Genomic DNA, 26,425 nt, shown 5'->3' on the forward strand with positions numbered 1-26,425 from the left:
CCCGTCTTCGTGCGCGTCCTTCGTGCGCGTGCGCGTGCGCGCTGATTCCGGAGAATCGCGCACGCGCACGCGCACGCGCACGGAAGAGCGAAGACGAAAGACGGGAGACGGAAGACGGGGACGACAGACGGAGGACGATGTATCGGTCCCAGCTAAAACCGCTCTCGGCCGCGCGGCTCGATCTCAGGGATACGTGTCGTCCCCGCCCTTCACGCCGGCGCCCGGGCGGGCCTCGCCGGCGGGGCGCGCTGAGCCGGCCGGGCGGGGCGCCTCGCCGGCAGGGCGCGCTTCGCCGGCGGGCCGAGCCTCCCCGGCGGGGCGTACGTCGCCGGCCGGGCGAGGCGCCTCGCCGGCGGGCGCGGGCCGGGCCTCGCCGGCCGGGCGCTCGGCGATCTGCGCCGTCCCCTCCACCACGATCTCCAGGCGCGGATCCGGCGGCTGCGCAGGGGCGCCGCCGCCCGCGTCGGCAGGCGGCAGGTCGGCGAAGCTCGCAAGGCTCAAGCGCGCGACGGGCAGGCCAGCCTCCTTGGGCTGCGCCAGGAACAGCAGCACGGCGCGCGCCTGGGCGACCGTCACGTCCCAGCCGTTGCGCCACGCCACGCCCGGCGCCACGCCCGGCGCGCCGCCCGCGGTGTGGCCGACGACCTGGTAATCGAGGCCCTTGAGCGGCTCGTTGCTGCGGATGATCGCGGCGATGTCCCGCAGGATCTTCTCGCCCGCCGGGGAGAGCGCGTCGCGGTTCCCCTTGAACAGGACCCGGGTCGGGATCGAGATCGCCACGCGGCCGTCGCGCGGCGCGACCGTGACGTCCCCGGCCGCGACCGGGAGGAACGCCCTCAGGACGCCGCTCTCGCGATCGGACGGCGGGCGAGCCCCGGCCGCCTCGCCGCGCTGCGCCCCCGCGCCCGGCCCGGTGCCGAGATCGATGCCCTCCGCGGAGAGCGGATCCTCCCGCGGCGGCGCCGCGGCGCCCCCGCGCGCGACGTCCTGCTCCAGCTGGCGGACGCGCTGCTGGCTCATCTGCAGCTCGCGCTGGAGGCGCTCGGATCGATCGAGCTGGGCCTTCATCTCGAACTCGGTGTAACCGCACCCGACGAGGAGCGCGGGCGCGAGCAGCGCGACGAGGCGGCGCCCGACGCCCCCGGCCCGGACGGGCAGCGAAGGGGCGGCCCCGGCGCTCCCCTCCGCGCTCACGGCTGCGACACCCAAAGCAGGCAATTGCACTTGGCAGGCTCCTTTTCGCCGGATCATCCGGATCCATCCTCCTCGCGCCGGTGCGCTGAGCGGCGGGAGCCTATCCGAGCGGTCCGGGTCCCACAAGGCGCGCGCTGGGCAGGGGCGCGCACCGGACGTGCGGTCGCTCCAGCTCGGTGTGGCAGCGAGGGCGGCGCCGTCGCGCCGAGCATGCGGCGCACGCTGGAGCCGAGCCTGTTCGCGCCCGCCCAGCTGCGCGTTCACGACGCCCCGCCTCGTGAAGATCGGTAGGCCCCGCTCTGCCCGCTCGGTCCCAGGCAGCGGCTCCCATGCAGCCGGTGCGGCACGGATTTCTCCCGATCCGGCCGGGTGCTAGGCTCCCTCCCGATGGCCTACATCACGCGCATCCATGTCGAGCAGTGCCGCAACGTCCGGCAGCTGGACATCGATTTGTCTGTGCCGCTCCCCGCGGACGGCGCGGGCGGACCTGCTTCCGCAAGACGGCCCAAGTTCCGTCATCTCATCCTTACGGGACCGAACGGCTCCGGAAAGAGCGGCGTGCTCGAAGCGATTCGGAACGATGTTTCAGCCGGTCTGCTCCCTCCTCAGGGGCAGCAGCTCTCGCTCCCGCTGATCGGGAGCGCTCCCAATGAGCTGACCTGGAGTTGCGACGCCGACGAGCTCGGCAAGATGTTCCAGCGTGGCGATGTCATAGCCGTATATCTCGCAGCTACGCGCCGCCTGCAACGTCACGAGGTCCCCGGTCCAAGGAGGATGCGGTGGAAGCCTGCGGATTTGCGTCCGGAACAGCATGTGGCGAACAAGTTTCTCCAGTTCCTTGTCAACAAGCGCACCGACATGGCGTACGCCGCTGAGGAGGGCGATCATGAAACGGCATCGCGCATCGGCAGCTGGTTCGAGAGCTTCGAACGCCGGCTACGTCAGTTGATGGAGGATGAAGGTCTTACCATCGAGTTCGACCGGCGTGCGTACAGCTTTCACTTTCAGAAAAGCGATGGATACGTCTTCGGCTTCAACACGCTCGCAGATGGGCACGCGGCAGTTCTGGCCCTGCTGGCCGAGCTGCTGATCCGAGTGGACGCCGCCCAGCAGAGCCGCAACGACTTCACCTTCGAGCCTGAGGGCATCGTGATCGTCGACGAGATCGAGACGCACCTGCACCTGAGCCTGCAGGAACAAATACTTCCTTTCTTGACGGAGCTCTTTCCTCGCTTCCAGTTCCTGGTTGCTACCCACTCTCCCGCCGTTATTGCCAGTATTCCGAACGCGGTGGTCTACGATCTCAAGAAGCGCGAACAGACGCTCAGCGACGATTTTCGTGGTGTTCGTTATGGTACGTTGATGACGGAGCATTTTGGCATCTCCAGCGAGATCGATCTCGACTCGACGGAAAAGCTGCTTCGCCTGCGGGAGCTCGCCCGCCGCTCGCCTCGAACACCGGAAGAGGAGCGCGTGTTCGTCGATCTCGCAGCTCTGCTCTCGGCCCGCTCGCCCGCGCTCGCGGTCGAGGTCTGGATGGCGAAGGAACAGCTGGGATCGCCAGGCACCGCAGCCACGGAGCAGATGCGTTGATCGACGTCGAACGGCCCGCCGAAGCACCAGCAAGTCTCGCAGAAGGGAAGAGCTACACGGGCATCGACGTGCTCGAAACGCTCCACCATGTATTCTATGGCAAGTGCTATCTGTGCGAGACGCCGATCGCTCTCGGTACCTTCGAGGTCGATCACCGCCGTCCCAAGGCGGAGCAACGATTTGCGCATCTGATATGCGTGTGGGACAATCTTTTCCCGACCTGCACGACGTTCGACTGCAACCAGCGCCGGCCCAAGAAATACCCCGACGGCGGGCTGCTCGATCCAGGTCAAGGTGTCGAGACCCGTATCCACCAGCGGATCCAAGGAGCGGTCTCAATCTCGCTGAGTAAATCCGGAACCGTCGACATCGTCTTCCTGGCCGGCGATCCGACCGACGTGCCCGCCGTGAATACGGCGGAGGAGCTGGATCGGATCCACAACGGCACCCGCAGCTCCGCGATTCACAAGGCCAATGCTCTAAGGCTCGCGATCCTCGAGCACGTCAGCTCCGTGAGCATGGAAGTCTACCGACTGGTGAGCGTGTCTGCGAGCCCTACGGCGGATCCAGCCGTCCTCGATGAGCAGCGGCGCCGCGTGCAGGCGCTCGTCAGTCGGCGTGCTCCTTATTCCATGCTCGTGCGCAGCGTCTTCGCCTCCGTCGATCTCGTACGCGCGCTCTTCGACTGAAGCGTCTCGAATGGAAGTTTCTCGCGCTGGTGCACCGAGGCAGCGGGAGCCTCTCCGAGCGGCCCTGACCCGACAAGGCATGGGCCGGGCTCAGCGCGGGCGCAGCACCGCGCTGACCGCGTGCCGGAAGAGCCCCGGCGCGAGCGCGAGCGCGGACAGGAGCCCGTCCCGGAGGCGCGGGCGCCGCGCGATGAAGAGCACCGCGCGCGTCGCCACCGCGTAGCGCAGGAAGGCCTGCCGGAACACGCGGGCATAGGCCGCGAGCGGGGCCGCGCCGCCGCCGCGCAGGGCCGCGTCGAGCGCGGTCGACAGCGCGGCCGCGCCCACGAGCGCGAGCGAGATCCCCTCGCCGGTGATGGCGTCGATGTAGCCCGCGGCGTCGCCGACCAGCACGAAGCGGTCGTCGTGGAGGCGCGACGACGCGCGCTCGAGCGGGCCGCTGCCCCGCGCCGTCGAGTCGACCGGCGCGCCCGCGACCCGCTCGGCCAGCGCCGGGAAGCAGCGCACGAGGCGCTCGGTCGACGCGCGCCCCTCGAGGCGATCGCCGTCCCACAGGAACGCGACGCCGACGCGCTGCGCGCCCGCCGGCGTCACGTACGCCTCGACCCCGTCGCCGAGGTGCACCTCGACGAACGACGACCACGGCGCGCACCGGAAATGCTGGCGCAGGCCGAGCCGGCGCGGCCCCGCGGGCGGCGCGTCCCACCCGAGCGCGCGGCGCACGCGCGAGCCGAGCCCGTCGGCGCCGACCACGTACCGCGCCTCGACGGCGCGCCGCCGCGTGACCAGCCGCGCGCCGGCGCGCGTCCGCTCGACCGCGACCAGCGGCTCGCCCGCAGCGAGCCGCGCGCCGGCCGCGCGCGCCCGCGCCGCGAGGGCCGCCGACAGCGCGGTGCGGCGCACGCCGAGCCCCCCGGGCGCCGGCAGCGGCGCCTCGACGCGCAGCCCGTCCGGCCGCAGGTACCGGATGCCCTCGATCGGCGCCCGCTCGGCCGGATCGAGCTCGGACAGGACGCCGAGCGCCTCGAGCGCGCGGCAGCCCTCGGGCATCACGCCCTCGCCGCACGCCTTGTCGATCGGCCACGCGGCCTGATCCAGGACGAGCACGTCGTGCCCCCGCTGCGCGCAGCCGATCGCGACGGCGAGGCCCGCCGGCCCCCCGCCGACCACGGCGATGTCGGCGATGTCGGACCGCGCGCTCACGGCGCCGAGGGGCGCTCCGGCGCGGGGCGGCGGCCCGGCACGAGCCGCGGCAGGCCGCCCATCTCCGCCGCGTACGACGGCCCGAGCGCCGCCTCCTCGGCGCGGATGCGCACCGAGAGCACGGCCGCGTTGAGGGCGCTGAAGACGAGCGCGGTCAGCCACGCGCCGTGGATCATCGGGATCGCGACCATCTCGACGATCACGGCGGCGTAGTTCGGGTGGCGCAGGTAGCGGTACGGGCCGCCGGAGACCGGCGCCGCGCCGGGCACCACGATGATCCGGACGTTCCACTGCTCGCCCAGCGTGGCGATGACCCAGTACCGCATCGCCTGCGCGAGCAGCGCGGCGGCGAGCGCCGCGAACCCGACGAGCCCGGGGAACGGCCGGTCGAGCGCGTCGACCTCGAGCGCGCACGCCGCGAGGAAGGCGGTGTGCATCAGCGCCATCACCCGGAAGTGCGCCTGCCCGACCTCGACGCCGCCCTTGGCGAAGGCGCGCCGCGCGTTGCGGCGCGAGATGACGAGCTCGGCGAGCCGCTCGATGGCCACGGCGCCGAGGAAGGCGAGGTAGAGCTGGGCCGAGGTCACCATCGCAGCAGCGCGATCTCCGAGCAGAAGCCGGGGCCGAAGGCCATCATCACGCCGTAGTCGCCGGGCCGGGCGTCCGCCTCTTCCAGGACGTCGCGCAGCACGAACAGCACCGAGGCGGAGGAGACGTTGCCGATCTCGCGCAGCGACCGCCACGAGCGGGCGAGCGCGTCCTCGGGCAGCTCGAGCGTCTCGGTGATCGCCTCGAGCACCTTCGGCCCGCCGGTGTGGACGATCCAGTGGCGGACGTCGCCCCGCGACAGGCGGTGCCGCGCGAGGAACGCGTCGACGTCGCGCCGCACGTGCTCGCGCACGAGCGCCGGGACGCCGGCGGAGAGGACGACCCGGAAGCCGGTGTCCACGACGTCCCACCCCATGATGTGCTCGGTCTCCGGGTAGAAGACGGCCTGCGCGTCGAGCACCGCCGCGCCGCCGGGCCGGCCGCTCTTGCGGGCGGCCTGCGCGCCGCGCGCCACGACGGCGGCGGCGCCGTCGGCGAAGAGCTGCGCGGCGATGACGTTCGCCGCCGAGGTGTCGTCGCGCTGCAGCGTGAGCGAGCAGAGCTCGACCGACAGGAGCAGCGACGTCTGCCCCGGGAAGGCGCGCAGCGTGTCGGTGACGCGCCCGACGCCGGCCACGCCGGCCACGCACCCGAGGCCGAAGACGGGCGTGCGCTTGATGTCGCGCCGGAAGCCGAGCCGGTTGACGAGCCGGGCATCGAGGCTGGGCGCCGAGATGCCGGTGACCGAGACGAACATGATGTGATCGACGTCCTCGGGCCCGAGGCCCGCCCGTTCGAGCGCGGCGCGACAGGCGCGCTCGCCGAGCTCCATCGCGCTGGCGCTCCACCGGCCGTTCTGCTCGGCGAACGTCGAGGGCGCGTAGTAGGCGTCGATCGGCAGCGCGAGGTGCCGCCCCCGCACCTCGATCGACCGCCGCACCCGCTCGACGAGCGCGAGCGCGTCGCCCTTGCCCGCCCAGAGCCGGCGCAGCCCCGCGCACGTCTCGTCCTGCGTTGCATAGTGGGGCGGCAGCGCCGTCCCGACCGCGGCGATCGTCGGCGCGAACGGCATCTCCAGGCGTTCGGAGCTCATGGCGGGCGGCAGTCTCGCACCGAGGCAGGCGACCGACCACGTCGATTTCGCCGTCAGGAACCGCCTGAGGTTCACCGAACCTTGGGCGATGAAGGCTCGCGCGCTTCACGGTTGATCCATGCCGGCCGCTGCGCCAGAGGTCTCCCGGGAATGGCGGGCCGCCGGCGCTCGCCGCACGAGAGACATGGCTCAAGGTTACCTCTTCCTCATCATCGCCCTCCTCTTCAACGCGACCGCGAACATCCTCATGAAGCTCGCCTCGCGGCGCGTCCCGCCGATGGAGGGCCTGTCGCTCGTCGACAAGGCGCTCGCGCTCGCGACGAACTACCACCTCGTGCTCGGGCTCGTGCTCTTCGCGTCGAACATCCTGTTCTACGTCCTGGCGCTGAAGCGCATCAACCTGTCGGTCGCCTATCCGATCATGTCCTCGGGCGGCTTCCTGATCATCTCGGTCTTCTCCGTCTACTACCTGCGCGAGACCCTCACGGCGGTGCAGATCGGCGGCATCGTCCTCATCGCGGCGGGCATCGCGATGGTCGCGTACAACCTCACCTAATCCGCCGCGCCGGCCGTGATAGCGTGCGGGTCGCACGCCGCCGTGCGACCTGACGCCCTCACCTCGGAGGAAGCATCCATGCCCGACCGATCGATCCCGCGCGCCCTCCTCGCCGTGCTCCTCGCGACCGTCGGCTGCGGCAGCGCCGCGGCGGACGACGGCCCGCCGCCGGCGCCCGAGGCGACCTGCGACAGCGGGGCGCCGATGATCCGCACCGAGCTCTTCTTCGGGATGGATCGGTTCGACGAGCCCGACGTCACGCAGGAGCAATGGCAGGAGTTCGTCGATACGGTCGTCACCCCGCGCTTCCGGGACGGGCTGACGCAGTTCGACGTCGACGGCCAGTACCTCGCGACGACGGAGGAGCTGATCCGCGAGGACAGCCGGCTGATCCTGCTCCTCCACGACGGCGGCCAGGCCGCCTCGGACAGCATCGAGGCCATCCGCGAGGAGTACAAGGCGCGCTTCGATCAGGAGTCCGTGCTGCGGATCGACGAGCCCGTCTGCGTCGATTTCTGACGGCCGGGGCGTCGTGGCCTCGCCTCGCCGACGCGAGCGCGCGAGCCCGCCGGCGAAGACTCTTGACCTCCCGGGATCGCGCGACAAAGTGCGTTGTCCGCCGACCAGCCGTCGATCGCCCATCGAGCGGTCATCGAGGAGGGGCGCCGCCGCGGGGCGGCCGCTCTTCGCTCGTCGAGCGACGGCGCACGAACACCCCGGGCGCTCGGCGCGAGCGCCCCCTCGCGGGCCCCGACGGGGCGACGCCCGCAGTGAGGCCGATATGCGATCTCTCTCGCTCTCCGTGCCGAACGCCTTGCTCCTCGCCGGCGCGCTCGCCGCCGCCTCGTGCGGTCGCGGGAGCGATCCGGTGGGCGCGGGCGCCGATCGGGGTCCGTCGCTCCCGGCGCAGGGCGCCGCGGCGGTGCGGACGGCCCCGGCGACGGGGGTCGTGGTGCCGGACGAGGAGCTCGTCGATCAGGACGGCGCGCCGGTCCGCCTCCGCGATCTCGCGAAGGATCGCGTGCTCGTGGTGAACTTCGTCTTCACCACCTGCACGACGATCTGCTCGCCGATGACGGCCATCTTCGGCCGGCTCCAGGCCGAGCTCGGCGACGCGCTGGAGCGCGACGTGCGGCTCGTCTCCATCTCGCTCGACCCCGCCACGGACACGCCGGAGCGGCTGAAGGGATATGCAGAGAAATTCGGCCGGCGGCCGGGCTGGGTGTTCCTGACGGGGAAGCGCGAGCGCGTGAGCCGGGTGCTCGACGCGCTCGGCGGGCGCGCGCCCGTCAAGGAGCAGCACACCCCGATCACGCTCATCGGCCGCGCGGCCGAGGGGCGCTGGACGCGGGTCGACGGCATCGCGACGCCCGCGCGCCTCGCCGAGGAGACGCGGGCCTACCTGTGGCGAGGCCTGGCGGCGCCGGGCGCGGGCGGGCGCCGGCTCGATGATCCCTGGCGGAATTTCTGATGCGATGGTAGAGGGGCGAGCCCACTCAGCTCAAGCCCGCGTTCGCCGGGCGCGCCACGCTGCTCGACGCGATCGAGACGCACACGCCGCGGCGCCGTCCCAGGACCGGCGCGGCTGAGCTGAGCCCCTCACCACCCCACGGAGCGGCATGTCGCGACCGAAGCCCCTGGTCTCCCACATCTACACCGCGGACCCGCGCGCCCACGTCTTCGAGGGCCGCGTGTTCATCTACCCGTCGCACGACGTCGACAGCGGCATCCCCGAGAACGACAACGGGGATCACTTCGACATGCGGGACTACCACGTCCTCTCCATGGCGAGCATCCCCGGCGAGGTGACGGACCACGGGGTGGCGCTCGATCTCAAGGACGTTCCCTGGGCGGGGCGGCAGCTGTGGTCCGGCGACGCGGCGCACAAGGACGGCACTTACTATCTGTATTTTCCGCTGAAGGACCGGGACGGCATCTTCCGCATCGGGGTGGCCACCAGCAAGCGGCCGGAGGGGCCGTTCAAGCCGGAGCCTGAGCCGATGAGGGGCAGCTACAGCATCGACTGCTCCACCTTCCAGGACGACGACGGCGCGCACTACATGTACTTCGGCGGCATCTGGGGCGGGCAGCTGCAACGCTGGCAGGGCGGGAAGTACGACCCGACCGTGCCGCCCGAGCCCACGGAGGCGAAGCCCGCCATCGGCCCGCGCGTGGCGCGCCTCGGCGACGACATGCTCCAGTACGCCGAGACGCCGCGCGAGATCCGCATCCTGGACGAGAAGGGCCAGCCCCTCCTGCAAACGGACCACGCGCGCCGCTTCTTCGAGGCGGCGTGGATGCACAAGCATGACGGCAAATACTATCTGTCGTACTCCACCGGCGACACGCACCTCCTCGTGTACGCCACGGGCGACAGTCCGTACGGCCCCTTCACCTACCAGGGCGTCGTGCTCACCCCCGTGCTGGGGTGGACGACGCACCACTCCATCGTGAACTTCGGCGGCAAGTGGTGGCTCTTCTATCACGACTGCGAGCTCTCCGGCGGCAAGACGCCCCTGCGCAGCGTGAAGGTCGCGGAGCTCACCCACCGGCCGGACGGCTCGATCGTGACGATCGACGGCCGCGCGTAACTACCCGCCATCGGGGGCCTTCTGCCCCGACGCCCGCGGCCGCTTTCCGGGCCCCGGGCCGCGCCGCTCGGCCTCGCCGCGCCGCCGCTCCTCCTCGTCGGCCCGCGCCTCGTTCAGCGCGAAGAGCCGGTCGATCACCCGATCTTCGAAGGCGCCCGCCGCGCTCCGCTCGCCGGGCGTGACCGGCGCGGCGTACGGCGGGACCTCGATGTCGCCGAACCCGTACGCGGCGAGCACGGCGCGGTCCATCTCCTCGTGGAGCCGGCGGAGCTCGACGACGCCAGGCCGCGCGCAGGCAGGGTCCTTGAGGAGGTTGTACATCGCGGTCAGGCCCTCTCCCAGCTCGACCATCAGCCGGGCGCGCGCCGTGTAGAGGCGCTCGCCGGCGGCCTCGAGGGGCCCGCCGGCCGCGAGGTGCTCCGGGGGAGGGAAGGGGAACGTCTCCACGCAGTCCGACGGCGCGTACCGCAGGCCCTCTCCCATCGTCGAGGAGAGCAGGCGCGCCCACGACTCGTGCGCTCGCGACTGGAGGACCGCGAAGCGCGCGTAGTCGTCGATGGCGAACACGCACAGCTGGTCCGAGAACGTCCGCCCCGCGGGCTGGAACGCGAAGCACAGGTGCTTCGTCACCCGCGCCGCGACGAGGCACCGCGCGAGCGGCGCGACCCTGCGCCGGAGCTCCGGCCGCGGGTTGGCGAACTGCCACCATCGCGCCCGGTGGCCCGCGTCGATCCCGGTGAGCTTCAGGCGATCCCGCGCCGGCTTGACCCGACTCCGCACGATCGACAGGAGCGCCGGCCACCGGGCCGCGTCCTCGAGCCCGCGCTCGCCGAAGTCGATGACGTGGCGGTGCGGGCTGTGCGAAGGCGACGAGTTGACCTCCTCGCCGCCGAGGAAAGGGCGGAGCACCTCGCCGGCCGCCGGGTCGCCCAGAGAGAGCGACCGCGCCTCGCCGTCGGTGAGGACGAAGCCGTCGCCGCGGAGGAAGCAGCCGATGAAGCAGAGATCCCGGCTCGCCTGAAGCGGCCTCGGATCGGGCCGCTCGGGCATCGCGCGAAGGTGGGAGTTGATGTGGCGGACAGGGACGCCGTCGAGCCGGGGCGGCGGGACCCCGTCGGCCGGCGACATGCCCACGGCGAGGTGGACGACGGCGACGTGGACGGCCGCGTCCCCGGGCCACGGGACGCTGCGCACCGCGTGGTAGATGACCGCCCGCCCCGCCTCGACGAGCGGCTGCAGGCCGGATCGCCGGGTGTCGCCCTGCGCGATCGTGTTCGTGGCGATGAGCCCCACCGTGCCGCGGCCCCCGAGCAGCGCGGCCGCGCGGCGGAAGAAGTGGGCGGCGAGATCGGTGTTCTTCGTGGCGCCGTGCAGCTGCTCGAGCCACGCGGCGTAGACGTCCCCGTGATCCGTCGAGATCCGCTTTCCCCCGAGGAACGGCGGGTTCCCCACGAACGCGTCGAGCCGCGCCGGCCCCGGCGCGCGCTCGCCGCCCGGCCCGCCCGGGCGCGCCTCCTGGACGCCCGGCCCCTCCGGGCGCTCCTCCTGGAACACCTCCGGGAACTCCAGCGCCCAGTGGAACGCCGGCAGCGGCGGCGCCCCGCCCGGCGCGCCCTCCCGGAGCGCCCGCTGCATGGCCAGGAGCTCCTCCGGGGGCGGCCCCCCGCCGCGCAGCCACGCGATCGCGAGCCGCGCCCGCCGGTCGCGCTCCCTCCGCCGGTCCCGGTCCCTCTCGTGCGCGAAGAACGCCCCCACCACGAGGTCGCCGAGGAGCCGCGCCCGGCCGATCGCCTCGTCCGCCTCCCGCGCGAGCCGCTCCCGCGCGCGCGCGGCGTCGCCATCCCCTCCCGGCGTCGGCGCGGCGAGCGCTCGCCGCAGCTCGAGCGCCCGCTCCAGCGCGGCGTCGATCGCGTCGCAGAGCGGCGGCTCCGGCGCGGCGGGCTTCCAGTGGAAGCCGCGCAGCTGGCCGAGATCGAGCCCGACCAGCGAGTCGCCGTGGCGGAGGGCGTGATCGACGAACGTGAACGGCTCGTCCCGCGCGCGCGTCACGAGCCAGAGCGACAGCCTCGCCAGGCTCACGGCGAAGGGGTTCTTGTCGGCGCCGTACAGGCAGCGCCGCGCCACGAGCCGCCGCGCCTCGCCCACGGCGTCCTCGCGCCCCCGGGCGAGCCGCTCCGCCGCGGCCGCGTCGCCGGCCGCCGCCTCGCGGGCCCAGGCGGCCACCACCTGGTCGGCCAGGTACCGGCACGCCTCCAGGAGAAAGGCGCCCGACCCCATCGCCGGGTCGCAGATCGCGAGCCCGAGGAGCCGCGCCGACGGCGGCGCCTCGCCCAGCTGCCGGAGCAGGGGCTCGAGCGTCCGGGCGACGATGGGCGCGGACAGGCTCCTCGGGGTGTAATGGGAGCTCGTCCGCCGCCGCTCGGCGACCGGCTGGAGGAAGAGCCGCCCCGCCGCGAGCACCTCGGTGTCCCTGGCGCGCAGCGGCCCCAGCGCCCCGAGGAGCTCGTCCTCGGTCCCGGCGGCGGCGAGCGCTTCGCCGAGCCGCTTCGCCTCGCGCCGCGAGAGCCCCGCCCGCTCGGCGAGCCACGCCGCCCGCCGCGCCCTCGGCTGCGCGAGCGCCTCGGCCGCGCTCACCCAGACCCGCTCGGGCCGGAGGCACACCGTCGGCCCGGCGGCGCGCTCGACCCGGTAGCCCATGAGCGCCTCGTAAAGGCCGCCGAGCTGCTCGACGTCGAGCGCCCGGTACGACAGCGGCCGCCCGTCGAGGACGAGGAGCCGCTCGAGCACCGCGTGCACCGCGGCGTCGTCGAAAGGCGGCGCGCCGGTCCCCGCCCGCTCCAGGAACGGGTAGCGCTCGGGGTCGAAGAGCTGCCCGCGCCGCGCCGGCAGGGTCAGCTCGGGGCGGCCGAGCCCGTGAAAGACGGCGCGGAACAGCGCGACGAGCCGCGCCCACGCGCCGAAGCGCCGCCGCATCGCGGCCGGGCGCGCGGCGTGCTCCGCAGCGAGCTCCCGGAACAGCGAATGCACGCCGAGGCGCGCCGCGTAGCGCGGGTCATCGACCGGCAGGAGCCCGCGCGCCTCGGCGTGGAGCAGGAACGCGAGCCGGAGGAGCGCGGTGAGCAGCCCGCCGTAGAGGTGCTCCGGGCCGCGGGCGAGCGCGCCCTCGAGCGCGTCCGGACCGTCGCGCTCGGCCGCCGCCTCGACGCCGCGGAGGAGGACGCCGAGCGCACCGAAGGCGCGATCCGCGAGCGCGCCCGCGACGTCTGCCTGCTGCGCCCTGCTGTCCCCGTGGGCGGGCCGATCCATGCCGAGCGCCCGGAGTGTACGCGAGCGCGCGGCGATCCGCTGCAGGTTCTGCCTCACCCGCGTCGCGAGCGGCCGCTCCGTCGCGTCGGCCGAGCTCGAACGGAGCTGTTTCCGTCTTCCTCGCGCGCGCTCCCCGGGCGCTTGACGGCCTTCGTCGGAGCCCAATAGGGCCGTCACCAAGCTCGTCCCTGGCTCCGTGATGGGCAAGAAGTCGAACACACAGCCTCTGCGCCAACGAGGTTCAGAGTCAGAGGACGCAGAGAGTCTTCGTCCTCTCCCCTGTGTCCGCCGCCCCGGTGACGCGGGGAGCCGTCGACCCGGTGGACGATGATCTGCCCTCGGCTCGACATCCGAACGCACCCGCGCATCGCTCCTTCAGGCTCGATGTGCGCTGCGGCGCACATCCTTTGCTCCCCTGCTACCTGCCTCCCTACTGCCTCCCTTCCGCCTGTGTTCGACCTCCATGGACTCTCTATCGCGGAGCTCGTTCGCTTGTTCAGCGCGCGATCGCCGTCGCTGTGGGGATGGCGTCTCCACTCGAGGCCGCGCGCTCCGGCAGCGGGCCCACCGGCGCCTGCCCGCCTGCGTGCCACCAGAGCCGTGGCCTCGAACCTCATTGAGGCTCCGGGCGCGCCGGCAAATCAGCGCGACCGACAGGGACCAGATGTGTACATGTTGAAAATTCTCTGTGGAGCTTCTACAAACCCTCGTGGTAAGGTGTTTCTGCCCAGGGGGGGAACGCCCTGTGCGCAGGTGCTGTACGCAGGTGGAGGAGGGGGAGTCTCCTTGCCCTGCGTGAGGGCACGGCCGCGGCCGCGGCCGCTGAATCCGCTCGAGGGGGTGCAACGGTGCCTCGGAAGAAGATCCTGCTGGTCGACGATTCTCAGACCATCCTGCGCATCGAGCAGATGGTGCTGCGCGAGCACTACGACACCATCACGGCGAACGACGGCGGCCAGGGCGTCGCCGTGGCCGTGGAGCAGCGGCCCGATCTCATTCTGCTCGACGTCGTCATGCCGCACGTGAACGGCTTCGACGCATGCCGGCAGCTGCGCGCGGACGAGGCGACGCGCGGCACGCCGATCCTGCTCGTCACGAGCCGGAGCGATGTCGCGCACATGGAAGAGGGATTCCGGTGCGGCTGCTCCGATTTCGTGACGAAACCCATCGACACGATGGAGCTCCTGGAAAAGGTCAGGAACTGCCTTGGCGACTGACTCAGCGGCCAGGGCATCCGAGGACGCGCACCGCGCGCCTCCCGGCGACGCGGATCGAGCCGGGCCTCCCCACGACGATGTCGGCGGAGAGGACAGGACCAGGCCGCCTGACTCCACGACACAGTCTCTATCCATCGGGCCGCCCAGCTGGCGCTCGCTGCCGACCAAGGCGCACCACGTCATGCCGGGCCAGCTGTTCGTCTCGGCCGAGCCGACCTCGGTGACCACCATCGTTGGGTCATGTGTGGCGATCTGCCTCTGGGACGCCACCACCGGCGTCGGCGGGATGAACCATTACGTGCTTCCGGGGTGCCCGAGCCCGGCGATGGCGTCGGTCCGCTTCGCCGATATCGCATGCCAGCGTCTGCTCGAGCAGCTCCTGGAGCTCGGGGCCTCCAGCCGGGCGCTGCAAGCGCGCGTCGTCGGGGGCGCCTGCCTCATCTCCGCGTTCCGGGAGCGCGGCACCCACCTCGGCGCCCAGAACGTCGACGCCGGGCTCGGGTTCCTGCGCGCGGCGGGGATACGGATCGCGCAGCTGGATACGGGCGGCAACCGGGGGCGCAAGATCGTCTTCCGGACCCACGACGGCGCCATCTCCATCCAGGCGCTGTGAGCCGCATGGCCCCCGTGAGCAGCATCGATAGAGAGCGCGACGAGCTGCTCCACACGTTCATGGCAGAGGCGCACGAGATCCTCGACGAGATCGAGCGCGCGCTGCTGCAGCTCGAGACCGGGCCCGACGTCCACGACGTGCTCCAGCGCGTCTTCCGCGCCACGCACACGCTCAAGGGGAGCGCCGGCTCGGTAGGTCTCGGAGGCCTGAGCGATCTCGGGCACGCCGCGGAGGACGTCATCGAGGCGCTCTGCCGCGGCGACCTCCCCCTCACCACGCCCGTCGTCTCGCTGCTGCTCGAGACGGTGGACGCCGCCCGACGGCTCGTCGCCGAGATCGAGAGGGGGCAGGTCGAGCCCAGCACCTCGCACCAGGAGGTCATCGCGCGCCTCCAGGAGGCGCGGCGCAGAGGGCCAGAGGCGCTGCAGGGCGCGTGGGCGACGGTCGCGCGCCGCGCGACCGAGGACGACGCGGAGGGAGCGACCACCCTCAAGAGCATCCGCGTCGCCGTCGAGAAGCTGGATCGCATGGCGGATCTCATCGGAGAGCTCACCCTCGGCCGGAACAGGGTGGCGCGGATGCTCCGCGCGGTGCGCGGGGAGGCCGGCGCCGCGCTGCGCGACCAGATGGAGGAGCAAGATCGGCTCTGCAGGGAGCTGGAGGAGGCGGTGCGCGCCGCGCGCATGGTGCCGGTCGGCCCCTGGTTCCGGCACTACGAGCGCACGGTGCGCGATCTCGCCCACGCGCACGGCAGGCTGGCGCGCCTCGTCGTCCTGCACGGCGACGTCGAGGTGGATACGGCCGTGGTCGAGCGGTTCCGGGACGCCCTCACGCACCTCCTGCGCAACGCCATCTGTCACGGCATCGAGGCGCCCGAGGCGCGGCGCGCCGCGGGCAAGGACCCCTGCGGCACCATCACCCTGCACGCCGCGCACGAGCGGGGCGGCATCGCGCTCCGGATCTCCGACGACGGCGCCGGCATGAGCCGCGAGCGCATCGCCGCTCGGGTCCGCGCGCAGGGGAGGCTCCCTGCGCCCGACGCGCTCCCCGACCACGAGCTCTTCAGCCTCGTGTTCGAGCCCGGGTTCTCGACGGCGGCGGAGTCGTCGCACCTGGCGGGGCGCGGCATGGGCATGGATGTCGTCCGGCGCAGCGTCGAGTCGATCCAGGGCACGATCCGGATCGAGAGCCGCGAAGGGCACGGCACGTCGCTGCTGATCCAGCTCCCGCTCACGCTGGCCACCATCGAAGGGCTCTCGGTGGGGATCGGCGACGAGCGGTACGTGATCCCGCTCCGCGCGGTGCTCGCCTGCTGCGATCTGCCGCGCGGCTCGCTCGCGCACGGCGGCGCCCAGGGGCTCATGGTCCGGCGCGGACGCGCGCTGCCGTGCGTCCGCCTCCGGGCGCTCTTCGGGCTCGGCGGCTCTCCCCCGCCGGACGAGCGCGTCGTCGTCGTCGCGCACGGCGGCTCCGAGGCCGGCCTCGTGGTCGACGCCCTCGACGGCGAGGGGCGCACGGTGGTCAAGCCGCTCGGCCAGCTCTTCCGCCGCGTTCCGGGCATCTCCGGCTCGACCATCCTCGGCGACGGCAGCGTGGCGATGATCCTCGACGTCGACGCGCTGCTCGGCGGCGTCCTCCGGGACGTGGTCCCGGCCGACGCGCTCGACGAGCGCAGGGCAGCGCCATCGGCCGCCGGAGGCGCCCCAGGATGATCGGGCGCCCCGGCGCGCAGGGCGCCCGTTTCCCCTCTCTCTCCATGGAGGCGTCATGAACTCCGACGCATCGAGCCCCGTGTCGCAATACATCTCCTTCATCATCGCGGGGGACGAGTACGCGTTGAACATCGTCCGGGCGCGGGAGATCGTCGAGCACAGCCGCACGTCGCGGGTCCCGATGATGCCGGCGTGCGTCGTCGGCGTCATGAACCTCCGGGGGCGCGTCGTGCCGGTCATCGATCTCGCGGTCCAGCTCGGGCTGCCGCCGACGAGGGTGAGCCGGTGGACCTGCGTGCTCATCGTCGAGACCGAGCTCGACGGCGAGGACGCCCGCCTCGGCCTGCTCATCGACGGCGTGGGCGACGTGCTCACGCTCTCCGAGGACGAGATCGAGCCCGCGCCGACCTTCGGGACGCAGGCGCGCCCCGATCAGCTGCTCGGGCTGGCGAAGGTAGGCCAGAAGCTCGTGATGCTGCTCAACATCGACCGCATCCTCTCGCCGGCGGAGCTCTTGGCCTCGACGGCGCTCGGCCCCTCGGCCCCCGGGGCTCCGCCGGCGCTCCCGGGCAGCCACGGCGCGCCGGCCGGCGACGGGGACAGGCCATGATCTCGATCGCCGAGCCGAGCCCGCGCACGCTCAGCGACGAGGAGTTCGCGCTGTTCCAGAAGCTCGTCAAGCGCCTCTCGGGCATCGCGCTGGGCCCGCAGAAGAAGCCGCTCCTGATCTGCCGCCTCGGGCCCCGGCTCCGCGCGCTCGGGCTCCGCAGCTTCGGCGAGTACTACCGCCGCGTGACCGCGGCGGGCGACGAGGGAGAGCTCGTGCACATGCTCGACTGCATCTGCACGAACGAGACCCATTTCTTCCGGGAACGCGAGCAGTTCGAGCTGCTCGAGCGCGAGATCCTCCCGGCGTGGCATGAGAGCGCGGGCCACGGACCGCCCTCCGCGCGCGGCCGCCGCCCGCTGCGCGCCTGGAGCGCGGCCTGCTCGACCGGGGAAGAGCCCTACTCGATAGCGATGACGTTGCTCGACAGCCTGCCCTCCCGGGATTGCCGCGACGTGGCAGCACAGGCGCCGCCGTGGGCGGGCGCCGCGTCGACGGGCGCTCCGGGGATTTGCATCCTCGCGACCGACCTGTCCGTCCGCGCCCTCGACCAGGCGCAACGCGCGGTGTGGCCGATCGAGCGGGCCTCGGAGATCTCGGAGGAGCGCCTGCGCACGTACATGCTCCGCGGGACGGGCGCGAGCGCGGGCCTCATGAAGGCCCGGCCGGAGCTGCGCCGGCTCATCACCTTCCGGCGCTTCAACCTGCTCGACGCGGCGCCCAAGCGGTTCGGTCTGTTCGATCTGATCTTCTGCCGGAACGTCCTCATCTACTTCGACGCCGCGACGAAGGCGTCGATCGTGGCGAAGCTCATCGCCAGCCTCGCGCCTTCAGGATACCTGTTCCTCGGCCACGCCGAGGGCCTCCACGGGGCGGACCACCGCGTGCGATGCGTCGCGCCGTCCGTTTATCGGCTCCAGCCCCCGGCGGGGCTCGAACGAAGCCGCAACACACCCAGCCCGGAGCATGCATCATGCTTGCGCACATCGGAGTAGGCCGGAAGCTCTACCTCGGCTTCGCCGCCATGGTCGTCATCGTCCTCGTACTGGCGGGCATTGCCTACAAGAGGTTCGCGGAGCTCGACGAGGCCCGCTCATGGGACCAGCACACGTATGAGGTGATGCTCGCGACGAGCGATATCATGGAGTCGCTGCTCGACACCGAGACAGGGGAGCGCGGCTTCGTCATCACCGGGGTGGAGGCCTTCCTGGAGCCGTACCGCAGCGGGCGCGACCGGTTCGACAAGGGCCTGAGCCGCGCCCGGGAGCTCACCAGGGACAACCCGCGCCAGCAGATGCGCCTCGAGAAGATCGACAAGGACCACGACGAGTGGCTCTCCTCCGTGCTGGAGCCGACCATCCAGCACCGCCGCAGCGCGGACGAGGCGAAGGTGCCGCCGGATCGCGCCGCCGAGGACGTCAGGCAGGGGCGCGGGAAGAGCCTCATGGACCAGATGCGGGCGACGCTCAAGGAGATCGACGACGAGGAGATCGCCCTCCTCGGCCAGCGGCAGGCGGCGACGAACGCGCTCGTCCAGACGATGTACGTGACGCTGCAGATAGGAGGTCTGCTCGCGCTCGTCGTCGCCGTCGTGCTCGCCGTCATCTTCAGCAGGATGGTCCTGCTGCCGCTCAACCAGGCGGTGTCGCTCCACCAGCGCATCGCCGGGGGCGACTTCACGGGCGACGTCACGGTGAAGAGCTCCGACGAGTTCGGCCAGATGCTCGGCGCCGTGAAGGCCATGTCGGAGCGCCTGGCGGGCCTCATCGGCGAGGTCCGGAGCGGCGCGGTCTCGGTGTCCTCGGTCTCGGTGCAGCTCTCGGCGACCGCGCAGAGCCTGTCGCAGGGCACCAGCGAGCAGGCTGCGTCCGTGGAGGAGACGATGACCAGCCTGCAGCAGCTGAGCGGCACGATCGCGAAGAACGCCGCCAACTGCAAGCAGGTCGAGGAGACGGCGCACCGGAGGACGAGGGACGCGGAGCAGAGCGGCCAGGCGGTCCGGGAGACGGTCGAGGCGATGAAGGCGATCACCCAGCGGATCGTGATCATCGAGGAGATCGCGTATCAGACGAACCTGCTCGCCCTGAACGCCGCGATCGAGGCGGCGCGCGCGGGCGAGCACGGCAAGGGCTTCGCCGTGGTCGCCACGGAGGTGCGGCGGCTCGCCGAGCGGAGCCGGGACGCGGCGAAGGAGATCGGCTCGTTCGCCGCGTCGAGCATCATGGTCGCGGAGCGCTCGGGGCAGCTCATCGCGGAGCTCGTCCCGTCGATCCGGGAGACCGCGGAGCTGGTGCAGGGCGTCGCCGTGGCCTCGAAGGAGCAGTCGAACGGCGTGGCCCAGATCAGCGGGGCGGTGGAGCTGATAGAGCAGGCCACGCAGCGCAACGCGGCGATCGCCGAGGAGCTCGCCAGCACGGCGGCCGAGCTCTCGGCGCAGGCAGAGCAGCTCCAGAACGTGATGGCGTCGTTCCGCCTCTCGCAGGAGAGCGACGGCGAACCGGGCCACAAGCCGCCGGCGCCGGGGCGTCACCCGGACCGCCACGGCGGCAAGGCGCTGTGGCGGTCGCCGCAGAAGGGCCGCCCGGGCGGCGGCGCATCGAGCAACGGGCGCGCGCTGCACGCCACGGGCGATCAGGACTTCGTTTCGTTCTAGCTCCGCCCGACCGGAAGCCCAGCCAGGGATGGCCGAGCTCCGGCGCCGCTTCGCGGCGGCTCGCGCGGCCTGACTGACTGACCTGACTGACCTGCCTGCCAGCCATGACTCGAGGCATGGATACGTCGCTGCCTCCGCATGGGCCACGCTGCGCGACCCGTGCTACAATGATGCCCAATGTCGCGCGGCTCCGACCCGACGCCGAGGATAGCCGACTTGGTGGTGAAGCCCGCCATGGTGCGGCGATGCGCGCGATGGGCCGCGGTGGCGACGGTCGCGGCCGCGCTCGCGGCGGTGCTCGGGCGCGCGGGGACGAGCCAGGACGTGGCTCCGACGGGAGCGCTCGACATCTCGCGGGAGCCGTTGCCCTCGCGGCCGCCGCGCTTCGTCCAGCAGCTGGACGTCAGCGTCTTCCAGCGCGGCAACCTCCATGCGCACTCCGCCCGTTCCGACGGTGACAGCCCGGCGCAGCTCGTGTTCGCCTGGTATCGCGATCACGGCTACCAGTTCCTCGCGCTGACGGATCACAACAACTACCTCGACGTGACGCGCCCTCCTGCCTCGCAGGTGCAGGATTTCCTGGTCATCCCCGGCGAGGAGGTGACGATGGCCGCCGCCGGGCAGCCGGTGCACGTCAACGCGCTCTGCACGAAGCGGCGGATCGGCGGCGGGACCTTCCGCACCGCGCGGGCCGCGCTCGCCTGGGCGACGTCGGAGATCCTGGCGCAGGGGGGCGTGGCGCTCGTGAATCACCCGAACTTCCACTGGGCCATCGAGGCCGAAGACATCTCGGGGGCCGAGGGCGCCCAGCTCCTCGAGATATTCAGCGGTCATCCGCACGTGCGGAGCGACGGCGACGCCACCCACACCTCCGCGGAAGAGAAGTGGGAGCAGGCGCTTTCGTCTGGCCAGCCGATCGCCGCGGTCGCGGTCGACGACATGCACTCGCTCACCGGCGCGGACAAGCAGGTGCCTCAGGTGGGACCTGGCACCGGGTGGGTCGAGGTCTTCGCCGAGGAGACGTCGCAGGCGGCGATCTGCGCTGCCCTGGGCGCGGGTCGGCTCTACGCCTCGTCGGGGCCGAGGCTCACGCGCCTCGCCGTCGCGTCGGACACGTTCACGCTCTGGGTCGAGCCCCCCGACGTGATGGTCGAGTTCATCGATCGGTGGGGCGTGCTGCTCGAGGCCGCGCCGGCGACGGCCGAGGCCGAGATGTCAGGCGCGGCCTACCGCGCGAGCTATCAGCTCCGCGGCCCCGAGCAGTACGTGCGCGCGCGCCTGACGGCGCCGGACGGGTCCCGCGCCTGGACGCAGGCTTACTGGGTCGCGCGCTGACCTCGGCGCGCGGCGGCCAGGGGGGCGCGCCGAACAGCGCGGCGCGCGCGACCGCCGGGCGACCGGGCGGCACCGTGGAGAGCAGCGAGAGCGCGCGCGGCCCCACGAGGCAACGCCGCTTGATGAACCCGGCGCCGTTTCCTACGCTCGCGACGGCGTGCCTCGGACATCACTACACGCCGCTCTGCGCTGGATTCCGCGGCTCGCCCGGGTTCCCGCGGGGCGCAGGCGATCGCGCGACGAGCTCGCGCGGTGCGTGTCGGCGGGCGTCACGGTCGGGCTCGGCGCGGTGGCGGCCGATACCGCCGTGCGCCACGACATTGCCAGCGTCGCGCTGGCTGGGCACCTCAGGGCCGCCGTGGGCCTCTACGTCGCCGTCGGCGCGGGCCTGGGGCTGGCCGCCTGGGCGCTCGTCACCCTCGTGCGCCTGCTCGCGACGCCGCTCGAGCGGCGGGCGCCGCAGGCCGCCGAGGTCGCGCGGGCGGCGGCCTACGGGTCGATCGCGGTCGCGGCGCTCTCGAGCACCGCCTTCTGGGTGTTCTCCGGGCGCCTCGCGCATGCCGGCGCGCTGGGCACCCTCGGCCCCTACCTCGCGCTGACCGCCGTCGGCCTGGCCGCGTCCACGGTCGCGCTCGTCCACAGCCGCGCCCTGCGCGCGGCGGACGTCGGGCGCGCGGGCGGCTGCGCGGTGGCGGCGGCGACGGCGGCCGCGCTCGGGGTCCTCGGGGGCGCGCTCGTGATCGTGGACCTCACCGTGCTCGTGGCCATCTACAGGCGCGTGCACACGGCCCTCGAGCTTTGCGGGGCGGCGCTGCTCGGGTGCGCCTGCTTCGCCGGGCTGACGCTCGCCGCGCGGCGCGCGCGGGCGCGGGCCGCGATCCGGGCGGCCGCCGTGGCCGCCGCGGTGTGGGTGCTCTTCCTCGCGTCGTCGCCCAGGCTGCGAGGCTGGCATCAGGAGATGCTGGCGCACACGGGCCGAGACCCCGTCTACGTCGGGAGGATGCTGCGCCGCATCGAGCTGGCGCAGGCCATCCTGCGCGGCGAGGACGTCGCCGGGATGCGCGCCAGCCGTGTGGAGGCGCTGCGCGAGCGGTACGACGTCGACCAGCCGACGCGCGACCCCCGCTGGGACGCGGGCTGGAGCGATCGGCCGGGCGCGGGCGCGGCCGGCTCGGGGGGACGCGCGCTCGCGGCCGACTTCAACGTCCTCGTCTATTACGTGGACAGCCTCCGCAGCGACGTCGCCTACGACGACGAGGTGATGCCGAACGCCGCCGCGCTGTCGCGCCGGGCGGTCCGATTCGAGCGCGCGTACTCGACGGGCTCCGACACGCTGCGCGCGCTGCCCGGGCTGCTCGGCGGCAGCTACGACGGCCTGGCGCGCAGCCCGGGCAGCCTGCTGGACCTCGCCAAGCGCGTGGAGGTCCCGACCACCCTGTTCATCCCCGCCTCGGCGGCCGACTTCATCTCCCTGCTCCTGCCGACGTTCGCGTTCGATGAGACGTATCGCCTGCCCGACCACGCCCGCGGGGGGGTCTGGGGCTACGGCGCCGACCAGCCGACGGCGGGGTCGATGGTGGATCAAGCCCTGTCCTGGCTCGCCCAGCGCGGCTCGCAGCGGTTCTTCGCGTGGCTCTTCAACTTCGATGTCCACAACTGGCACGAGCTCGATGGCACGTACGTCGAGGGCGCCGCCGAGCGCTACCACGTGCCCGCCGAGGGCCGCTGGAACTGGCGCTACCGGGTGGTGGCGCGGAGCCTGGACGAGCACCTCGGGCGGCTGCTCCGCGGCCTGGAGGAGCTCGATCTCGCCGACCGCACCCTCGTGCTCTTCGTGTCGGACCACGGCGAGGCGCTCGGTTACCGCGGGTTCTGGCCGCACTCGACCTTCCTGTGGGAGTCGCTCTTGCGGGTGCCGCTGGTCCTGCGCGTCCCCGGCATCCCACCCATGGTCGTCGAGGAGCGCGTCTCGCTCATCGACGTGGCGCCGACCATGGCCCGGCTGCTCATCCCCGATCCGCCCATGAACGGATACCACGGCGAGGATCTGCTCGGTTTCCTCGATCCCGAGCCCCCCCCGCGCCGGCTGCCGTTGCTCGCGACGGCGGTCTCGGACCAGCAGATCGCGCGCGTGGGCATCCTCGATGAGCGCTACAAGCTCGTCTTGCCGTTCGAGTGGGGCGCCCCCGAGCTGTACGATGTGACCGCGCCGGATCCGGACGACGTGGACGTCTCCGCGGCTCACCCCCGCGAGGCGCTGCGGCTGATGGGCGCGCTCCTGCGATCCCCCGTGTTCCTGGCCGCAGAGGCCGAGCTGGAGCGGGCGGGGAGGTGAGCGCCGCGGCGCACCAGGAGGCGGCGCCTCCGTCGAAGATCCGCGGGATCGATGCCGTGCCCCGCTGGCCGCCCCCCCTCTGATCGCGAACGGCGATCTCGGCGCCTCCCGCGCCACGCTCGCGTCCGGGCCCCGCGCGGGGGGGCGCAGAGCGGGATTGTCGCCCGAGAGCTGGGGCAGCATCGCGAGATGCGATTCCGCGGCGCCGCCCGGCCGCGCGGCGCTGCGGGGATCAAAGCGCTATGTTGAGCTCGTAATGCCCGTATTCCATGAACCCGTCGACCACGATGACGACGGTCTGCCCTGCTTCGAGCGACACCTCGAGCTCCGACACCGGCTCGAACCACTCTTCGAGCACCACGTCGTCGTTGCAGGCGAGCTCCTCGCCCTCGCAGCTCCCGTCGAAGACGGCGAGGACCGTGTCGAACTCGGAGCCGACGGTGTCGATCGTGTAGGTCCCCGCCTCGGGCGCGGTGAATGAATAGGCCACGTCGGGCGCGTCCGAGCCGCCGCAGCTCGCCGCCGCGACGTCGTGGCCCCCCTCCGTCGTCCCGGCCGCGCTCAAGGGGACGGAGGGCTCCAGCGCGACGGGCGCCGCGCACGTGCCGGGGCCGTCGAACTGGCTCACGTTGAGCGCGTAGTCGCCGCCCTCGCCGCTCGCCTCGACGCTGATCAGGACCGTCTGGCCGGCGTCGAGCCGCACGATGGCGCGCGAGCTCCGCCCGCCGCTCTCGCAGGCCATCTCGTCGCCCCTGCACCCGCCGTCGCGCACGGACAGGACCGTCTCGATCGTGGAGCCGGCGGTGTCGATGTCGTAATACCCGTCCGCCGGCGCGGTGAAGGCGTACGTCGCCTCGCCGCCGGGGCCGCCGCCGCACTCGGGCGTCAGGACATCGGCATAGCCCTCGTTGTTGCCCGTGACCGTCTGAGGGACCGAGTCGCCGAGATCGAAGAGCGGGCAGGGCGGCGCCTCCTGCTGGGTGACGCTCAGCGTGTACTCACCGCTCGCCTCGTAGCTGTCCACGGACACGACCACCGACTGACCGGCGTTGAGGAGCACGCTCAGCCGCGAGTGGGTGAGGACCCCCGTGGGATCGGCGTTGTCGTTGCACTTGAGCGAGGGGCCGGCGCACGAGCCGTCCCGCACGTCGAGGAGCGTGTCGAACGTCGAGCCCTCCGTATCGAAGGTATAGAGCGCGTAGGCCGGGGCGGTGAACAGGTAGGTCGCCTCGCGGCCTCCGAAGTAGCCGCATCCGGGCGCGAGGATATCGCTGAAGTCGGCGGTCGTGCCCGTGACCGTCTGCGGCGCCGTCGCGCCGAGATCGATGACGGGACACGCGAGCTCGGTGATCTCGAGCGCGTAGTCGCCCGCGTCTCCATGGCTGTCGAGCACGATGACCGCGGTGTCGCCGGACGCGAGCGGGACCGCGGCCCGCGCGGGGTTGGACGTGCCGTCGAGGCACGTGACGACCTCGCCCGTGCACCCGTCGCGGCGCACCTCCAGGAGGGCGGGGAAGCTCGAGCCCGTCGCGTCGAACATGTACACGCCGTCGTGCGGCGCGGTGAAGCCGAAGGTCGCCTCTCCGCCGCTCGTGGGCGCGAAGCACGGCGCGAGCACGTTGGAGAGCTCCTCGTTGCTCCCGGTCACCGTCTGCGGGACGGTCGAGCCGAGATCCACCCCCGGGCACGCCGGGGCCTCGAACACGTCCAGCGTGAACTCGCGCATCGCGGTGACCGGGCTCGCCACGGCGACGAGCACCGTCTTCCCAGCCTCGATCTCCGCGACCGCGATCGACTCGCCGAAGCCGAACTGGCATTTGAGCGAATCGCCGGTGCAGGTGCCGCCGTCGAGGATCTCGACGAGCAGCTCGGACACGGCGGCGCGCGCGCTGAAGACGTACTGGCCCGTCTCGGGGGCCGTGAAGGTGTAGGTGGCGTCCAGGCTCGAGGTGTAGTCGCAGGTGGCGAGCACCGAGTCCTCGAGCCCCACCGTCGAGCCCACCACCGTCTGCGGGACGACCGGATTGAGCGCGGTCGGCGTGCACTGGACCGGCCCCGGCTCGGTCACGCGCAGCGTGAAGTCGCCCTCCGCGCCGCTCACCACCACGAGGATGGGCTCGCCCTCGGCGAGGTCGACGGCGATCTGCGACTGGCGGCTCCCCGCGTCGTCGTTGCAGGCGACCTCGGCGCACGTGTCCGCCCGCAGCGCCCCGAGCGCGGTGTCGTGCGAGGCCTCGAAGGTGTCGAACAGGTAGGTCCCCGCGTGCGGCGCGGTGAACAGGAACGTCTGATCGGCCGCGCCCGACCCCGCGCAGCTCAGCGAGCGGCTGTCGTCGGCGGCGAGCGTGGTGCCGCTCACCCGCTGGGGGACCGCGGAGCCGATGTCCTGGGACGGCTCGGCGCTGCACCCGCAGGCGCCGCCCTCGCACGGCTGGCCGGGGTCGCAGGCGCGATCGCACTCGCCGCAATGCAGCGGATCCGCGGTGAGGTCGACGCAGGCGCCGGCGCAGTCGGTGAGGCCCTCCAGGCAGGTCCGCCGGCACAGGGCGCCGACGCACGCCCGGCCCGGCTCGCAGGCCGAGCCGCATCGGCCGCAATGGCTCGGGTCGGTGCGCGTGTCGACGCATTCCCCGTCGCAGCGCTGTAGATGGCGGTCGCCGCCGCACGCCTCCGGCCCGCTGCCGCCCCCGCCCGCGGAGCCGCCGCCCTCGCCCCCGCCGCCGCCCCGGGCCTCGCACGCGCCGGCCACGCACGCCTCATCGGCCGAGCACGCCACGCCGCACGCGCCGCAATTCGAGCGGTCGGACCGCAGCGCCACGCAGACCCCGTCGCAGGCCGAATCGGGAGGATCGCAGAGGGCCGCCGGCGGGCTCACGTCGCCGGCGCACGCGGAGGTCGCCGCGAGGAGCGCGGCTGGCAGCCAGAGCACGGCCGGCGAGAGCGCGTACCCGAAGCGAAATCCGTCTCTGTTCATCGGCATCCCTCTGCGGCATGCGCCGCCCTGGCGCATGGGCGGGCGGGAAATGCAAGCGCCTCTCCGACGTTCAGCTCCCGAGTTCCGCGCTGGTGGTTGATGGCTGTCGTCGCTCCGCGCATCCGACCCTGCCGCCGGGGCCTCGCCGCGCCGGCCGGCGAGGATC

General features: G+C 72.7%; 20 protein-coding genes. 14 read left to right on the forward strand and 6 right to left on the reverse strand.

The window, feature by feature from the left end:
* Positions 1–183: 183 nt before the first annotated feature.
* Positions 184–1,224, reverse strand: a complete 1,041-nt coding sequence (locus WME83_RS12760; protein WP_437319551.1) for an OmpA/MotB family protein — start codon at positions 1,222–1,224, stop codon at positions 184–186.
* A gap of 357 nt (positions 1,225–1,581) precedes the next feature.
* On the opposite strand from WME83_RS12760, the gene WME83_RS12765 reads away from it, so the two are divergent.
* Together WME83_RS12765 and WME83_RS12770 are read left to right on the forward strand one after the other, a co-directional pair.
* Positions 1,582–2,787, forward strand: coding sequence for an AAA family ATPase (locus tag WME83_RS12765; RefSeq protein ID WP_437319552.1), 1,206 nt, complete (start codon positions 1,582–1,584; stop codon positions 2,785–2,787).
* Positions 2,784–3,476, forward strand: a complete 693-nt coding sequence (locus tag WME83_RS12770; RefSeq protein ID WP_437319553.1) for a hypothetical protein — start codon at positions 2,784–2,786, stop codon at positions 3,474–3,476. Before WME83_RS12765 ends, WME83_RS12770 begins: the two co-directional genes overlap by 4 nt.
* Positions 3,477–3,566: 90 nt before the next feature.
* Here the strand turns inward: WME83_RS12770 and WME83_RS12775 are convergent, their stop codons facing one another.
* From WME83_RS12775 to WME83_RS12785, 3 genes are read right to left on the reverse strand one after another with little or no spacing between them, the layout of a single operon-like run.
* Positions 3,567–4,679, reverse strand: a complete 1,113-nt coding sequence (locus WME83_RS12775) for an NAD(P)/FAD-dependent oxidoreductase (protein ID WP_437319554.1) — start codon at positions 4,677–4,679, stop codon at positions 3,567–3,569.
* A complete protein-coding gene (locus WME83_RS12780; protein ID WP_437319555.1) occupies positions 4,676–5,269 on the reverse strand; it encodes an isoprenylcysteine carboxyl methyltransferase family protein in 594 nt (197 codons plus the stop codon). Before WME83_RS12780 ends, WME83_RS12775 begins: the two co-directional genes overlap by 4 nt.
* Positions 5,263–6,360 carry a type III polyketide synthase gene (locus WME83_RS12785; protein ID WP_437319556.1) on the reverse strand — a complete coding sequence of 366 codons (1,098 nt, stop codon included), beginning with the start codon at positions 6,358–6,360 and terminating at the stop codon, positions 5,263–5,265. The genes WME83_RS12780 and WME83_RS12785 overlap by 7 nt, the downstream gene beginning before the upstream one ends.
* Positions 6,361–6,544: 184 nt before the next feature.
* On the opposite strand from WME83_RS12785, the gene WME83_RS12790 reads away from it, so the two are divergent.
* The 4 genes from WME83_RS12790 (at position 6,545) to WME83_RS12805 (ending at position 9,507) form a co-directional block, all read left to right on the forward strand.
* A complete protein-coding gene (locus tag WME83_RS12790; RefSeq protein ID WP_437319557.1) occupies positions 6,545–6,916 on the forward strand; it encodes a DMT family transporter in 372 nt (123 codons plus the stop codon).
* A 78-nt stretch (positions 6,917–6,994) separates the two neighbouring features.
* Positions 6,995–7,435: a DUF3574 domain-containing protein gene (locus WME83_RS12795; protein ID WP_437319558.1), complete on the forward strand. Its 441-nt coding sequence runs from the start codon at positions 6,995–6,997 to the stop codon at positions 7,433–7,435.
* A gap of 262 nt (positions 7,436–7,697) precedes the next feature.
* Entirely contained in the window at positions 7,698–8,387 is a 690-nt protein-coding gene (locus tag WME83_RS12800; RefSeq protein WP_437319559.1) for an SCO family protein, read from the forward strand.
* A gap of 148 nt (positions 8,388–8,535) precedes the next feature.
* Positions 8,536–9,507, forward strand: a complete 972-nt coding sequence (locus WME83_RS12805; RefSeq protein WP_437319560.1) for a glycoside hydrolase family 43 protein — start codon at positions 8,536–8,538, stop codon at positions 9,505–9,507.
* On the opposite strand, the gene WME83_RS12810 is transcribed toward WME83_RS12805, so the two are convergent.
* Positions 9,508–12,870, reverse strand: a complete 3,363-nt coding sequence (locus WME83_RS12810) for a DNA methyltransferase (RefSeq protein ID WP_437319561.1) — start codon at positions 12,868–12,870, stop codon at positions 9,508–9,510. It abuts the gene before it with no gap.
* A 791-nt stretch (positions 12,871–13,661) separates the two neighbouring features.
* On the opposite strand from WME83_RS12810, the gene WME83_RS12815 reads away from it, so the two are divergent.
* The 8 genes from WME83_RS12815 (at position 13,662) to WME83_RS12850 (ending at position 23,285) form a co-directional block, all read left to right on the forward strand.
* Positions 13,662–14,030: a response regulator gene (locus WME83_RS12815; RefSeq protein ID WP_437319562.1), complete on the forward strand. Its 369-nt coding sequence runs from the start codon at positions 13,662–13,664 to the stop codon at positions 14,028–14,030.
* A 181-nt stretch (positions 14,031–14,211) separates the two neighbouring features.
* Complete coding sequence (locus WME83_RS12820; RefSeq protein ID WP_437319563.1) at positions 14,212–14,643, forward strand: chemotaxis protein CheD; 432 nt, start codon at positions 14,212–14,214, stop codon at positions 14,641–14,643.
* 14 nt (positions 14,644–14,657) lie between these two features.
* Positions 14,658–16,355 (forward strand): chemotaxis protein CheA, encoded by a 1,698-nt coding sequence (locus tag WME83_RS12825; protein WP_437319564.1) that lies wholly within the window; start codon positions 14,658–14,660, stop codon positions 16,353–16,355.
* 55 nt (positions 16,356–16,410) lie between these two features.
* Entirely contained in the window at positions 16,411–16,965 is a 555-nt protein-coding gene (locus tag WME83_RS12830; RefSeq protein WP_437319565.1) for a chemotaxis protein CheW, read from the forward strand.
* Positions 16,962–17,957 (forward strand): CheR family methyltransferase, encoded by a 996-nt coding sequence (locus tag WME83_RS12835; protein ID WP_437319566.1) that lies wholly within the window; start codon positions 16,962–16,964, stop codon positions 17,955–17,957. The genes WME83_RS12830 and WME83_RS12835 overlap by 4 nt, the downstream gene beginning before the upstream one ends.
* Positions 17,936–19,615 carry a methyl-accepting chemotaxis protein gene (locus WME83_RS12840; protein ID WP_437319567.1) on the forward strand — a complete coding sequence of 560 codons (1,680 nt, stop codon included), beginning with the start codon at positions 17,936–17,938 and terminating at the stop codon, positions 19,613–19,615. Before WME83_RS12835 ends, WME83_RS12840 begins: the two co-directional genes overlap by 22 nt.
* 219 nt (positions 19,616–19,834) lie before the next feature.
* On the forward strand, positions 19,835–20,950 hold the full coding sequence (locus WME83_RS12845; RefSeq protein WP_437321992.1) for a CehA/McbA family metallohydrolase: 1,116 nt from the start codon (positions 19,835–19,837) through the stop codon (positions 20,948–20,950).
* A 256-nt stretch (positions 20,951–21,206) separates the two neighbouring features.
* Positions 21,207–23,285, forward strand: a complete 2,079-nt coding sequence (locus tag WME83_RS12850; protein WP_437319568.1) for a sulfatase-like hydrolase/transferase — start codon at positions 21,207–21,209, stop codon at positions 23,283–23,285.
* 232 nt (positions 23,286–23,517) lie between these two features.
* On the opposite strand, the gene WME83_RS12855 is transcribed toward WME83_RS12850, so the two are convergent.
* Positions 23,518–26,259, reverse strand: coding sequence for an MXAN_6577-like cysteine-rich protein (locus WME83_RS12855; RefSeq protein WP_437319569.1), 2,742 nt, complete (start codon positions 26,257–26,259; stop codon positions 23,518–23,520).
* Between the last annotated feature and the right edge of the window lie 166 nt (positions 26,260–26,425).

This window comes from Sorangium sp. So ce385 (assembly GCF_051474135.1).
Taxonomy (GTDB): domain Bacteria; phylum Myxococcota_A; class Polyangia; order Polyangiales; family Polyangiaceae; genus Sorangium; species Sorangium cellulosum_D.